Genomic DNA, 13,545 nt, shown 5'->3' on the forward strand with positions numbered 1-13,545 from the left:
CGCGGTCGCCCGATGATAGCTCTCCGGATGCCGGAGGTCGGGCCCCGTGCGGTGGGGCCCGGCATGTCGGTGCGACGCGCTCGCGCCGGTCAGTGCGCGGCGGAGTCCCAGCTGCGCCCGACGCCGACCGAGACCTCCAGCGGCACCGACAGCGCGATCGCCGCGGACATCTGCTCGCGCGCCAGCGCCTCCAGCGTCTCCCGTTCCCCGTCGGCGACCTCGAACAGCAGTTCGTCGTGGATCTGCAACAGCATCCTGGAGCGCAGGCCCGCCTCTCGCATCGCCCGGTGCACGTTGATCATCGCCACCTTGATGATGTCGGCCGCGGTGCCCTGGATGGGCGCGTTGAGCGCCATCCGTTCGGCGGCCTCCCGGCGCTGCCGGTTGCTGGAGTCCAGATCGGGCAGGTAGCGGCGGCGGCCGAACAGCGTCTCGGTGTAGCCGACCTTGCGCGCCTGCTCCACCACCTCGTACAGGTAGTCGCGGATGCGGCCGAAGCGGGCGAAGTAGACCTCCATCTGCTCCTTCGCCTCGGTGGTGCTGATCTTCAGCTGCGCGGACAGGCCGTAGGAACTCAACCCGTAGGCCAGGCCGTAGGACATCGCCTTGATCCGGCGGCGTAATTCCGGGGAGACCTCGGAGATCGGGATGTCGAACGCTTTCGACGCCACGAAGCTGTGCAGGTCCTCTCCCGAGTTGAACGCCTCGATCAGTCCCTCGTCGCCGGACAGGTGGGCCATGATCCGCATTTCGATCTGGCTGTAGTCGGCGGTCATCAGCGACTGGTAGCCGGAGCCGACCACGAAGGTGTCGCGGATCTGCCTGCCGGTGTCGGTGCGGATCGGGATGTTCTGCAGATTCGGCTCGGTCGAGGACAACCGGCCGGTGGCCGCGATCGTCTGGTTGAACGTGGTGTGGATGCGACCGTCCTCGGCGACGCATTTGAGCAGGCCGTCGACGGTGACCTTCAGCCGGGTGGCGTCGCGGTGCGCGAGCAGGTGCTCCAGGAACGCGTGCTGGGTCTTCTCGTAGAGCGATTCCAGTGCGTCCGCGTCGGTGGTATAGCCGGTCTTGGTGCGCTTGGTCTTCGGCATGTCCAGCTCGTCGAACAGCACCACCTGCAACTGCTTGGGCGAGCCGAGGTTGATCTGCTTGCCGATCACCTCGTAGGCCGCCTCGGCCGCCTCGGCGACCCGGTCGGCGAACTGCCGCTGCAACGTCGCGAGCTGGTCGGTGTCCACCGCGATGCCCGCCGCCTCCAAGGTGGACAGCACACCCAGCAGCGGCAGTTCCATGTCCGCCAGCAGCGGGGTGGACTCGATCTGGGCCAGTTCCCCGTCGAGCGCGTCGGCCAGGTCGGCGACGGCACGCGCGCGCAGCATCTGCGCCCGCGCGAGCTCCGCGTCGGCGGCGTCCTCGTCGTCGAGCAGCGACAGCTGCGCGGTGTCGCCGGTCTCGGCGCGCAGCTCACGGTGCAGGTAGCGCAGCGACAGGTCGTCGAGGTTGAACGTGCGCTGGCCGGGACGCACCAGGTACGCCGCCAGCGCGGTGTCGCTGGTGAGCCCGCCGAGCGTCCAGCCGCGCCCGCGCAGGGCGTGCAGGGCGGCCTTGGCCTCGTGCAGCGCCTTCGGCACCGCCGGGTCGGCCAGCCATGCGCCGAGCGCCGCCTCGTCCTCGGGGGTGAGCACGGTGACGTCGATGTAGCCACTCTCCCCGTCACCCGCCGCGATGGCGAGCGCGCGCACGTCGCCACCGGCCGGGGAACCCGTGCCGATGATCGAGACACCATGGCGCACACCGGCTTTCGCGTGCTCGGCGAGCCAGTCCGCGACCGCGCCGATCTCCAGTGCGCCGCCGCTGATCTCGAAACCGGCCTCCGCCTCCGGCTCCGGCGGAGCCAGCGTCTCGAACAGCCGGTCGCGCAGCACCCGGAACTCGAGATCGTCGAACAGCTGATGGATCTTCTCGCGATCCCACGGCCCCTGCGCCAGCTGGTCGGGGGTGTAGGGCAGCGGCACCTCCCGCATCAGCTCGGTGAGCTGCCGGTTGAGCACCACGTTGCTCAGGTTCGCCCGCAGCGCGTCGCCGACCTTGCCCTTCACCTGATCGACCTTCTCGACCAGGGTGTTCAGGTCGCCGTACTCGCGGATCCACTTCGCCGCGGTCTTCTCCCCCACGCCGGGAATGCCGGGCAGGTTGTCACTCGGGTCGCCGCGCAGCGCCGCGTAGTCGGGATACTGGCCGGGCGTGAGGCCGTACTTCGCCATCACCTCGTCCGGAGTGAACCGGGTCAGGTCCGAGACGCCCTTGCGCGGGTACAGCACCGTGACGTTCTCGTTCACCAGCTGGATGGAGTCCCGGTCGCCGGTGACGATGAGCACGCGGAAACCGGCGGCCGTCGCCTGCGTGGTGAGCGTGGCGATGATGTCGTCGGCCTCGAAGCCCTCGATCGCCATCACCGGGATGCCCAGCGCGCCCAGCACGTCCTTGGTGAGTTCGACCTGGCCACGGAACTCGTCCGGCGTGGCATTGCGGTTGGCCTTGTACTCCGGATACGCCTCGGCGCGGAAGGTCTGGCGCGACACGTCGAACGCCGCGGCCACGTGCGTCGGCTTCTCGTCGCGCAGCAGGTTGATCAGCATCGCGGTGAAGCCGTAGACCGCGTTGGTGGTCTGCCCGGTGACCGTCTTGAAATTCTCCGCCGGTAGCGCGAAGAACGCGCGATAGGCGATCGAATGCCCGTCCAGCAACAGCAGCGTCGGCCGGTCTCCCGAGCCGGGATCGCCGGAGCCGGACGCGGGGGCAGGACGCGGAGCGGTCGTGGGTGAACTCACGCCCCAGAGTCTAGGGACCGGCACCGACATGGCGATACGCCGACACCCGGCAGCCGAGGCCGCCGCGACCGGATCGCGGTTCGCGGGGCGCGACCGGCGATCGCGCCCCGCGCCGTCACAGCGTGCCCGCCAGTTCGCGCAGCACCGGCAGGCTCACCGAGCCGGAGCCGAGCACCACGTCGTGGAAGGCCTTGATGTCGAAGTCGGCGCCGAGCCGCTCGGTGGCCGCCACCCGCTGGCGCAGGATCTCCAGCTGCCCGATCTTGTAGCCGACCGCCTGCCCCGGCATGGCGATGTAGCGGTCCACCTCCACGGTGATCTCGGCCAGCCCGACCGGCGCGTTGGCCACCATGAAATCGATGGCCTGTTGCCTGCTCCAGCCTTTCGCGTGCAGGCCGGTGTCGACCACCAACCGGCAGGAACGCCAGGAGTCGCCCGCCAGCATGCCGAGGCGGCCGAGATCGTCCTCGTACAAACCCATCTCGTCGGCCAGCCGCTCGGTGTAGAGCGCCCAGCCCTCGACGAACGCGGTGTTGGCGAAGGACTGGCGCTGGAAGCGCGGCAGGTGGTCGAGTTCGTTGGCGATGGTGAGCTGCAGATGGTGACCGGGAATCGCCTCGTGGTAGGCCACCGACGCGGTCTCGAAGCGTCCACGGCCGGTGGGATGGTGCTGGTTGACGAAGTACGTGCCCGGCCGCGAGCCGTCGGCGGCGGGCGGGAAGTAGTACGCCGCAGGCGAATCCGCGGCCAGGAACTCGGGCACCGGGACGATGTCGCAGGACTCCTTCGGCAGCCGGCCGAACCAGTTCCCCATCTCGGCGGTCGCCAGGGCGAGCGCGCGGCGGGCGTCGAACATGATCTGCTCGGCGTCGTCGTAGCGCAGGGCGGGATCGTCGCGCAGCCGGGCGAAGATCTCGCCGAGATCGCCGGTGCCGAACAGCCGCGCGCCCACCGTCGCGTATTCCTCGCGCAGCTTCGCCAGCTCGGTGCGGCCGAGTTCGTGGATCTCGTCGGCGCCGAGATCGGGCAGCGTGGTGTGGTGGCGCAGCAACCGCCGGTAGATGTCCTCGCCGTCGCCGCCGAGCCAGCACAGGCCCGGCTGGTCGTCGGGACGAGCGGCGGGCAGCAGTTCGTCGTACAGCGCGTCGCGGTAGACCTGGAACGCGGGCCGGATGACCTCCCGCGTCACCTCGGTCAGTTCCGAGCGCCACGCGGCCTCGCCGTCCCAGCCCTCCGGACCGGCGAAGGTGACGAACGGGTCGGCGGCCACGTCGGAACCGAGGTAGCCGTCGAGCTGGTTGAGCGAGCGCTCGATGGCGATCCGCGCGGGCGTGCGGCCCGCGGCCAGTCCAGCGCGGAAGCGTTCCACGGCTTGGCCGAGCATGTCCCCGAACTGGCGGTAGCGGCGCACCAGCGCCAGCGCGTGCTCCGGCCGCGGCGCGTTCGTCTGCGGCGCCACCATCAGCACGCCTGCGTGCACGCCGTTCATCTGATCGGAGGCCAGCTCCATCGGCCGCCATTCCAGATGCTCGACCGCGCCGCTCAATTCGGTGCGCAGCAGGCTACGGGTGATGCGGTCGGCCCGGCCGAGCCGCTCGGCGTCGAGCGCGTCGACCGCACGCAGCAGCTCGCGCCAGGTCGACAGCAGCCGCTGTTCGGCGTCGACGGACAGATCCTCGATCCGATCGTCGAAGCGGCGGTCGCCGAGCAGGGTCGCCTCGCTCGGCGCCGCCTCGAGCACGCTGTCCCAGTACCGCTCGGCCAAGCTCATCAGCTCGTCGTGACCATCCATGGTCACGATCATGCCTCGAGCCGGGCCGCGCGGCACCGGACTCGGCGGCGCAACTCAACCCACGCCGAGATACGCCGATTTCACCGCGGGATCGGTGAGCAATTCCGCACCGCGACCGGTTTTGGTGACCTCCCCGGTTTCCATGATGTAGGCGCGGTCGCTGCGGGCCAGCGCCTGCTGCGCGTTCTGCTCCACCAGCAGCACCGTGGTGCCCTGCTGGTTGATCTCGCCGATGATCCGGAAGATCTGCTGGATCACCATGGGCGCCAACCCCATCGACGGCTCGTCGAGCAACAGCAGCCGCGGCCGCGCCATCAGCGCGCGGGCGATGGCCAGCATCTGCTGCTCACCGCCGGAGAGCGTGCCGCCGACCTGCTTGCGCCGCTCGAGCAACCGGGGAAACAGCTCGAACACCCACTCCAAGGTCCGCTCGTACTCGGCCTTCTGCTTGAAACCTCGTCCGTGGCAACCCATGTCGAGGTTCTCCTGCACCGTCATGCCGGGGAAGACACCCCGGCCTTCCGGCGCTTGGATCAGCCCGTGCAGCACCCGTTCGTGCGCCTTCATCCGGGTGATGTCGCGGCCCTCGAACAGAATCCGGCCGCGGGTCAACGGCAGCAGGCCGGACATGGCGCGCATCGTGGTCGTCTTCCCCGCGCCGTTGGCGCCGAGCAGGGTGACCAGCTCGCCCTCCGCGACCGTCAGCGAGATGCCGTGCAGCGCTTGGATTCTGCCGTAGTTGACGACCATGTCCTCGACTTCGAGCAGCGGTGCGGCCGCGGTGGGCTCGCGCTTCGCCTCCGGCACCGGCGCGGTGACCGCAGCCGTGCCGAGCGGCCGCTCCGGCTCGGGACCGGGCGGCGCGTCATCCCCTGACACGCCGTCCTGGCTTGCGGCGGAGCGGGTTTCGACCGCATCGACATCCGGCACGCCCAGATACGCGGCGATCACGGCGGGGTTGTCCCTGATGTCGGCGGGCAGCCCGTCGGCGATCTTGCGGCCGAACTCCAGCACCACGATCCGGTCGGTCACGCCCATGACCAGCCGCATGTCGTGCTCGATGAGCAGCACGGTGAACCCGTCGTCGCGGATCTTGCGGATCAGGTCCATCAGCGCGGACTTCTCGCTCGGATTGAACCCGGCCGCAGGCTCGTCCAGGCACAGCAGCTTCGGCTCGGTGGCCAGCGCGCGGGCGATCTCCAGACGGCGCTGGTCGCCGTAGGAGAGGTTGCGCGCCTTCTCCACCGCGCGCGGGGCGATGCCGACGAACTCCAGCAGCGCCATGCCGCGCTCGATGGCGTCGCGCTCCTCGCGCCGATGCCGCGGCGTCCGGAACACCGCGCCGGGCACCGAGGTCCTGTGCCGCGCGTCGGTGCCGACCACGACGTTCTCCAGCGCGGTCATTTCACCGAACAGACGCACGTTCTGGAACGTGCGGGCGATGCCGAGGCGGGTGATCGCGTTGCGTTTGGTCTTGGTCAGCGGTTTGCCGTCGAAGTACACCAGTCCGGCGGCGGGCTGGTAGACGCCGGTGATCGCGTTGAAGCAGGTGGTCTTGCCCGCGCCGTTGGGTCCGATGAGGCCGAGGATCTCGCCGCGGCGGATCTCGAAGCTCACCTGATCCAGAGCGGTGAGGCCGCCGAACTTCACCGTGAGGCCATCGGTGCGCAGCAGCGGCTCACCCACCGCGGTCTCGATATCGCGGCGCGGGGCCACCACTTCGGCGACGGTCGCGGCGTCGGCGAGTTCCGGGATCACCTGGGTGACGTCGACCGTGCCCGCCGACTCGGCCTCCGGTTCGGTCGCGTAGCCCGCGGCCATGTCCTCGTTGTCGAACAGCGCGTCACCCGCGCCCGGCCCGGTCATCGGCCCGCTCCGATCGGCTCGGCCGCGGCCGGTCTGCGCACGGCCTGGTACACCTGCCTGCCATAGGTGAGCAGCTTCTGCCGCACCGGGAACAGACCCTGCGGACGCAGAATCATCATCACCACCAACGCGATACCGAAGTACAGATATTTGAGGTCGCCCAGCGACTGCGCGCCGCCCTTGCGGAACAGCAGCACGCTGCCGAGCAGCAGCAGCGCGAGCACGCCGGTCACCACCATCGCGGTGACGACTCCGCGCCGCGGCCACACGCCGAGCCGACCGGACCACAACCGCCACGCGACGATCAACGCGACGAACACCGCGACATCGATCGCCAGCAGGACGTACCCGGTCGACTCGTTGCTCACCAGGTTCACCGATTGCAGCCGTGCGGGCAGATAGGCGATGACGAACGCGCCGAAGATCACCCCGAGCTTGTTGCCCTGCCCGCCGATGACCACCGCGCACAGGAACAGCATCGAGTTGATGATGTTGAAGCCGGTGGGATTGATGAACTGCACCTGCCCGGCGTAGATCGCACCGGACATGCCGCCCACCGCGGCGCCGATCATGAATGCCCACAGCTTGAACTTGAAGGTCGGCACGCCCATGATCTCGGCCGCGTCCTCGTCCTCGCGGATGGCGACCCAGGCGCGGCCGACCCGGCTGCGCTCCAGGTTGCCGACCACCAGCAGCACGATCACCACCAGCGCCATGCCGAACCAGTACCAATAGGTGCCGTAGCTGGCGCGGTCTAGCAAGTTGGCGCTGTCCGGGTCACCGGGGTTGCCGCCGGAGAACACGCCCTCCGGCCTGCTCGCGGATTCGCCGACGCGCGGGTAGGCGACACCCGACAGGCCGAGGCTGCCGTTGGTGAGCTCGGTCAGGTTCTCCGCGAGCAGCCGGACGATCTCACCGAAGCCGAGCGTCACGATCGCCAGGTAGTCGCCGCGCAGCCGCAGCGTCGGCGAACCGAGGATCAGGCCGGACACCGCGGTCACCGCGACCGCGATCGGCAGGCACGCCAGCCAGGCCCACTTCGGATCGAGCCAGCCGCCGTCGGTCTGGTTCCACGGGCTGTTGGGGCTGGTGAGCAGGCCGACGGTGTAGGCGCCGACGGCGTAGAAACCGACGTAGCCGAGATCGAGCAGACCCGCCTGCCCGACCACCACGTTGAGGCCGATGGCCAGCAGCGCGTACATCGCCACCTGCGCCATCACCAGGCCGAAATTGTAGGAAGGAGTGTTCAGCAGCGGCGGAGGGAACAGCGGAAGCAGCGCCAGCAGCAGGAGGATCGGGACGCCGACGCCCCACTGCGCGGGCCTGCTCAGGCCGTCCCACCAGGTGCGGATCGCGTCGCCGACGCCATGGCGCGCGGTCTCCGGCGTGGCCGCCGTCTTGGTCGTTTCGGTCATGCGCGCGCCCTTCCGAGACTCTCGCCGAGGATGCCGGTCGGGCGAACCATCAGCACCAGCACGAGCACCACGAACGCGACCACGTCGCGCCACTCGGTGCCGAACAGGATCTGGCCGTACTGCTCCACCACGCCGAGCACCAGTCCGCCCAGCAGCGCGCCGCGCAGGTTGCCGATGCCGCCGAGCACCGCTGCGCTGAACGCCTTGATCCCGAGGATGAATCCGCCGGAGTAGATGATCCCGTTCGGGATCTTCAGCGTGTACAGCATCGCCGCAGCGCCCGCGAGCACACCGCCGATGAGGAAGGTGAGCATGATGACCCGCTCCCGGGAAACGCCCATCAGCGTCGCGGTGTCGGGATCCTGCGCCACGGCGCGGATACCGCGCCCGAACTTGGTCCGGTTGATCAGGACTTCGGTGACGATCGCCAGCGCGACGGCGGCGATCACGATGAGCAGCATGATGTTGGTGACGTCCGCGCCGCCGAAGCTGAACTGCACGGTGGGCTCGACGAGCCGGATGGCCTGCTGCGCGTTGGTGCCGCCGAGATCGGGGCGGATCTTCGGCAGCACGAAGTGCACCAGTTCCTGGAGGACGAACGACATACCGATCGCGGTGATCAAGAAGGCCAGCGGTTTCGCGCCGCGCTTGCGCAGCGGCCGGTAGGCCACCCGCTCCAATCCGACTGCCGCGCCGCCGGACACGAGCATGCCAACGACCATCGCCAGACCCAGATACACGACGGTGAGCACCACGCCCTGGGTGTACACATCGGGGCTCGCGGTGAATCCGAAGATCATCAAACCGATCAACTGGCCGAACAACCCGAGCATGAATATTTCCGAATGGGCGAAATTGATCAGCCGCAATACGCCGTACACCAAGGTGTAGCCGACGGCGACCAAGGCATAGATGGCGCCGTAGGTCACGCCGTCGACGGTCAGCCGCCAGAAATTATCGATCAGCGCCTCGTAGTTGAAGTCGATCGAGCCGGCCACCAGATGTGTCCCGGCGGCCGAAGCCATTTGTTTCATTTATTTCCGCCCTCATCCATTCGCCCACCGAACAACGGCACGTACGGGGATTCCGGCGAAACCCCGTACGTGCCGTGCGCCCGGGATCCGGGACTACTTGACCTCGTACACCCAGATCAGCGCGTTCGACAGCTCACCGTTCGGGTTCCACTTGTACTGACGCGCGAGGCCGGCACCGTCGTACGTCCGCACATAGTCGAGCAGGTCCGGACGGGTCACTTTCCCGCCGTCGATGCCCTTGGCCAGAATCGTGGTGAGGTCGTAGGCCTCGACCGAGTACACGCCCGGCGCCTGACCGTTGAGCGCCTCGTAATCCTTGGCGAACTTCTCGGGAGCGGGACCACACGGGCAGGACAGCTTCGCACCCTTGGCCGCGCTGCCCGCCTGGGAGACGAACTGCGGGTCGTTGGTGCCGTCGGCGGAGACGAAGACCGCCTTCACGCCACCGGACTTCAACTGCTGCGCCAGCGGCGCCGCCTCGGAGTAGTAACCGGAGTAGAAGATGGCGTCCGGATTCGCCGCCGCCACCTTGGTGACCGTGGCGGAGAAGTCCTTGTCGCCCTTCTTGATGCTGGCCGCGCACGCCGGGTCGGCGGCGGCGCCGAGGCCTTCGGTGATGGACTTCGCCAGGCCGGTGCCGTAGTCGGTGTTGTCCTGGATGACGCAGACCTTCTTGTAACCGGCACTGTTGACCAGGTACTTCGCCACCGAGGGGCCCTGCACGTCGTCGTTGGCCAAACCGCGGAAGAAGGTCGTCCAGCCGTTCTGGGTCAGCGTCGCGTTGGTCGCCGACGAGGTCACCGAGACCAGGCCCGCGTCGCTGAGAATCTTGCCGGTCGCCTTCGTCTCGCCGGAGAAAGCGGGACCGACCAGGCCGATGATCGAACGATCGTTGACGATCTGCGGGATCACCTGGGTGGCCTTCTGCGGGTCACCTTCGGTGTCGAACTGCTTCAGCTCGATCTTGCAGCCGGGGTTGGCCTTGTTGTGCTTGTCCAAGGCCAGCTTGACGCCGTTGACGATGTTGATGCCGAGCGCGGCGTCGGGGCCGGTCAGCGCACCCGCCATCGCGATGGCCGTACCCGGCGCGCAGGTCGCCTTGCCATCGCCGGCGGGATCGGCCGCCGTGGCCGCGTCGGCCTTCGGCACTTCCTTGCCCTGCTGGTCGACCTGCAGAAGCGGCTGGATGGACAGGCCGCCCGCCCCGTTGGTACCCGAGGAATCCGAACCGCTGCTGGTGGATTTGTCGCTACAACCGGTCAGCACCAGCGCGGCGGCGGCGCCGACGGCCACAACAGCTCGCGTCGAGCGCCTGCGCCATGTCGAACTAAGCACTTTGCACCTCATCTAAGTTCTGTGCTCCCCCGGGGTCGCCGAGGAGGCCGACTCACATCAGCCCGGTCAGAACATAGCGTCGGTACGTTAGTTCCGCATCACATTCGGATCATGCGCGCGACATCGTTCCGAATTCTTGTTCACGACTACGTTTCGTTCGCGTAAATTCTTCCGTGACGCGCGGTCACTTCGGCGTCAGGTTCTCCAGCACCACCTCGGCGACCGCCTTCATCGTCGTGCGCCGGTCCATTGCGGTGCGCTGAATCCACTTGAACGCCTGCGGCTCCGAAAGGCCCTGCGTCTGCATCAGCACGCCCTTGGCGCGCTCGACCAGCTTGCGGGTCTCCAGCCGCTCGGCGAGATTCGCGACCTCGCTCTCCAGCGCGGTGATCTCGTGGAAGCGGCTGGCGGCCAATTCGATGGCAGGCACCAGATCCGACTTCGTGAACGGCTTCACCAGATAGGCCATCGCGCCAGCGTCACGCGCCCGCTCCACCAGATCGCGCTGGCTGAACGCGGTCAGGATGACCACGGGGGCAACACGTTTGGACGCGATCTCCGCCGCCGCGTCGATCCCGTCGCGGCGCGGCATCTTCACATCCATGATGACCAGATCGGGCCGGTGCTCCACGGCGAGGTCGACCGCCTGCTGGCCGTCACCCGCCTCACCGACCACCTGATAGCCCTCTTCGGTCAGCATCTCGACCAGATCCATGCGAATGAGCGCCTCGTCCTCGGCGACGACGACCCGCTTCGCGCCGGCGTCCTTCTTGGTGCCGGCGCCCCCAGCTGCTGTGCTCATAGGTAGACCCCTCTGGTTCCGATGCCCTGTACCCGACCCAACCAAAGGAAAGCCGCGCTCGCACGGGGACGCGCACGGGCCATCCCTCGGGCTGTCGAGTGATGTAAAGAGTACCTTTCACTTCGGCATAGAACGCATATACCCTGCGCAAACCGCCCCATCGCGCCGCGCGGACCAACCCATTTCCGTCAACGCCACCCGAGCGGCTATAGTTGCCATCCGGTGCGCCGGGTTGGCGGAACTGGCAGACGCGACGGTCTCAAAAACCGTTGTCCGAAAGGACGTGTGGGTTCGAGTCCCACACTCGGCACCAAGGTAGTGGGCGGTTTTCTCAACGCCGCCCACATTCCCCTCCTCACGCAGTCCGCAGATAGTCCGCAGCCGCCCTCGCCCCTGCGTCCATCCCGTTGGCCACCACATCCAGATCGTCCGGGAACAGATGCCCGTAGAGGTCGAGCGTCAGGGTCGCGGTTTTGTGCCCAAGCATCCGCTGTACGACCTTGATGTTCGCCCCGGCGCTGATCGCCAGTGACGCCGCCGTGTGACGCAACCCATGCGGCACGACTCCGGCGAGCCCCGCATCCTTCGCCGCCTGGTCGAACACCCACCGGAACTCCGTCGAGGTGAGGTAGCCGCCTTTGTGGCTCGGGAACACCAGCGCGTCCGGCCGACGACCGCTCAGGAGATTCGCCAGGTCCTTGGCCAGCGTGCCCGGCACAGGAACCGCCCGCGTGGTGTGGTTCTTTGTGTCGGTCTCCACGATGCCCTTGCCCGTGACCCCGGTTGCCGAACGAGTGATCCGGATCCGCCGCTGCTCGAGATCGACGTTGGAGGTACGCAGTGCGATCGCCTCGCAGAACCTGATCCCGGTATAGGCCAGGGTCAGGACCAGCGGACGGAACCGGCCCGCCGCCATCGCCAGCCGCATCACCTCCACGTGCGTCAAGTACCGCCGCTCCCCCGCCATCATCGAAGGAAGGTCGATGTCCTCCGCCGGGTTCGCTGCCAGCCGCTTCGCCTTGATGGCGAACCTCAGAACCTGGCTGAGCACCTGGTAAGACTGGATAACTCGGGACGCCGACAGGCCACGCCCCTCGAATCGAGAACTCCCCGATTCCGACAGGGCGACCACCCATTCCTGAATGTCTTCGAATTCGATTTCTCGCAGACGAACGTCGCCCCACCGCGGCAGCACGATCGTGTCGAGCAATGACCGGTATCCGGCGACAGTCTTCGGTTTGCGGAATTTCTTTGTGGCGAACCATTTCTCAGCGACGACACCGAACAGCACGCCGCTACGGTCCGGGTCAACCCAGGTTCCCGTTACGACCTTTGTTGTCACGTCGCTGTCGAGGAACTTCTGAGCGGCGGCCTTGGTGTCGAACGAGCGCGAGCGCTCCACGCCGTTCGGGTCGACGTACCGCGCCCGCCATCGCTTGCCCTTGCCGAAACGCTCGTCCGACTTGACCTTCTTCTTAGTGACCTTGCCGGTTTCCGGGTCGACCTCGACGACGGTCGGATACCAGCGATCCTCGATGCCCGCGCGGGGATTACGCCGTGTCGCCATCAGGCAGCCTCACCGGAACCGGTCAACTTCTCCTGCTCCGCGATCCACGCCAGCACCACGGACTTACGCCACACGCGCCGCCGCGGCCCCAGCTTGAAACTCGCCGGACCTGAACCGACGTGCGCCCACCACCGCCAAGTCGCTTCCGGAATCCCGGTCAGGACCTCACAGTCCTTGGCCCGCAGGTAGGTCTCTTCCTCGCTCATGTCGTTTCCCTCCCTATGCTGCTTGCTGAATTGCTGAATGTTCGTGCTGTGCTCCTGCCCCGGCCGCGAGTAGGGCGTTGGTGTATTCCGCGCGCCATTTCGTGCGTTGGGCGATCGCGGCCAGGATCAAGTGATCCCGAGGCGGCGCGGACTGGTCTCCGGGCTCGACCGGCCGGATGATCAGATGCGAGGTATCCGGCTTGTGGATGCCGACAGAGGCCAGCAGTTGCCGAACAAACTCCGCCCTGTCCGCCTTGTGATCCGGCAGCGTCTTCCCCGACCAGCGCCGCGACACCAGCACGCGACGACCGGGAAGGCCGAGGGTGTCTCGGCGGTGGGCCTTGCCCTTGCAGCGGCCGGGGATGGTCTTGTCGCTGGCGCCCTTCGGGACGATGCCGTAGCGCAGCCACACCGCGCACCGCGGCGAACACGGCGTGTGCTGCAACTCCGCGTGCAACCGGTCGTAGTGGATCGCGGTGCGGGTCGAATCGGTTTCCAAGACTTCGCTGATCGACTTGGTGAGGTACTTCGTCACGTACCCGATCGCCCGGTCGGCCTTCTGGCCAGGGATGTAACCCTTCATGTGGCCGGGGTCCATGCGTTCGCCGAACCGCACCGTGTACGCCGGTTCCAGATCATCCACCGCATCAAGAACGTCCATCGCGTCGTCCCAGCCGGTCAACGCCTGCCCGGA

The 13,545-nt window shown here is 67.7% G+C and carries 10 protein-coding genes, 1 tRNA gene and 1 pseudogene; 1 reads left to right on the forward strand and 11 read right to left on the reverse strand.

The window, feature by feature from the left end; translation table 11 throughout:
- Positions 1-89 precede the first annotated feature (89 nt).
- From polA to NB3_RS25370, 8 genes and pseudogenes are all read right to left on the reverse strand, one after another.
- Positions 90-2,834 (reverse strand): DNA polymerase I, encoded by a 2,745-nt coding sequence (gene polA, locus NB3_RS25340; protein ID WP_244892069.1) that lies wholly within the window; start codon positions 2,832-2,834, stop codon positions 90-92.
- 115 nt (positions 2,835-2,949) lie between these two features.
- A complete protein-coding gene (locus NB3_RS25345) occupies positions 2,950-4,626 on the reverse strand; it encodes a DUF885 domain-containing protein (RefSeq protein WP_244892070.1) in 1,677 nt (558 codons plus the stop codon).
- Positions 4,627-4,680: 54 nt separating this feature from the next.
- Positions 4,681-5,376: an ABC transporter ATP-binding protein gene (locus NB3_RS36375; protein WP_228828299.1), complete on the reverse strand. Its 696-nt coding sequence runs from the start codon at positions 5,374-5,376 to the stop codon at positions 4,681-4,683.
- An 87-nt stretch (positions 5,377-5,463) separates the two neighbouring features.
- Positions 5,464-6,492, reverse strand: a pseudogene (locus NB3_RS36380) (ABC transporter ATP-binding protein); the annotation flags it as partial.
- A complete protein-coding gene (locus tag NB3_RS25355; RefSeq protein WP_067808371.1) occupies positions 6,489-7,907 on the reverse strand; it encodes a branched-chain amino acid ABC transporter permease in 1,419 nt (472 codons plus the stop codon). The gene NB3_RS25355 and the pseudogene NB3_RS36380, both read right to left, overlap by 4 nt.
- Positions 7,904-8,941, reverse strand: coding sequence for a branched-chain amino acid ABC transporter permease (locus NB3_RS25360; RefSeq protein ID WP_067808373.1), 1,038 nt, complete (start codon positions 8,939-8,941; stop codon positions 7,904-7,906). The genes NB3_RS25355 and NB3_RS25360 overlap by 4 nt, the downstream gene beginning before the upstream one ends.
- Before the next feature lie 93 nt (positions 8,942-9,034).
- Positions 9,035-10,276: a branched-chain amino acid ABC transporter substrate-binding protein gene (locus tag NB3_RS25365; RefSeq protein ID WP_371855936.1), complete on the reverse strand. Its 1,242-nt coding sequence runs from the start codon at positions 10,274-10,276 to the stop codon at positions 9,035-9,037.
- A 184-nt stretch (positions 10,277-10,460) separates the two neighbouring features.
- A complete protein-coding gene (locus NB3_RS25370; RefSeq protein ID WP_039797267.1) occupies positions 10,461-11,078 on the reverse strand; it encodes an ANTAR domain-containing response regulator in 618 nt (205 codons plus the stop codon).
- A gap of 226 nt (positions 11,079-11,304) precedes the next feature.
- On the opposite strand from NB3_RS25370, the gene NB3_RS25375 reads away from it, so the two are divergent.
- Positions 11,305-11,391, forward strand: a tRNA-Leu gene (locus tag NB3_RS25375).
- 42 nt (positions 11,392-11,433) lie between these two features.
- Here NB3_RS25375 and NB3_RS25380 read toward each other — a convergent pair.
- From NB3_RS25380 to NB3_RS25390, 3 genes are all read right to left on the reverse strand, one after another.
- Complete coding sequence (locus tag NB3_RS25380) at positions 11,434-12,645, reverse strand: site-specific integrase (RefSeq protein WP_169810746.1); 1,212 nt, start codon at positions 12,643-12,645, stop codon at positions 11,434-11,436.
- Positions 12,645-12,851 (reverse strand): helix-turn-helix transcriptional regulator, encoded by a 207-nt coding sequence (locus tag NB3_RS25385; protein ID WP_067808376.1) that lies wholly within the window; start codon positions 12,849-12,851, stop codon positions 12,645-12,647. Before NB3_RS25385 ends, NB3_RS25380 begins: the two co-directional genes overlap by 1 nt.
- Before the next feature lie 13 nt (positions 12,852-12,864).
- The coding region (locus NB3_RS25390; protein WP_371855937.1) for a replication initiator at positions 12,865-13,545 on the reverse strand (681 nt) is incomplete at its 5' end.

This window comes from Nocardia beijingensis NBRC 16342, assembly GCF_001612785.1.
Classification (GTDB): domain Bacteria; phylum Actinomycetota; class Actinomycetes; order Mycobacteriales; family Mycobacteriaceae; genus Nocardia; species Nocardia beijingensis.

Excerpts from the sequence above, each read along its gene's own strand:
- NB3_RS25345 (WP_244892070.1), bottom strand. The coding sequence starts at position 4,626 with ATGGATGGTCACGACGAGCTGATGAGCTTGGCCGAGCGGTACTGGGAC.
- NB3_RS36375 (WP_228828299.1), bottom strand. The coding sequence starts at position 5,376 with ATGGTCGTCAACTACGGCAGAATCCAAGCGCTGCACGGCATCTCGCTG.
- NB3_RS25355 (WP_067808371.1), bottom strand. The coding sequence starts at position 7,907 with ATGACCGAAACGACCAAGACGGCGGCCACGCCGGAGACCGCGCGCCAT.
- NB3_RS25360 (WP_067808373.1), bottom strand. The coding sequence starts at position 8,941 with ATGAAACAAATGGCTTCGGCCGCCGGGACACATCTGGTGGCCGGCTCG.
- NB3_RS25370 (WP_039797267.1), bottom strand. The coding sequence starts at position 11,078 with ATGAGCACAGCAGCTGGGGGCGCCGGCACCAAGAAGGACGCCGGCGCG.
- NB3_RS25380 (WP_169810746.1), bottom strand. The coding sequence starts at position 12,645 with ATGGCGACACGGCGTAATCCCCGCGCGGGCATCGAGGATCGCTGGTAT.
- NB3_RS25385 (WP_067808376.1), bottom strand. The coding sequence starts at position 12,851 with ATGAGCGAGGAAGAGACCTACCTGCGGGCCAAGGACTGTGAGGTCCTG.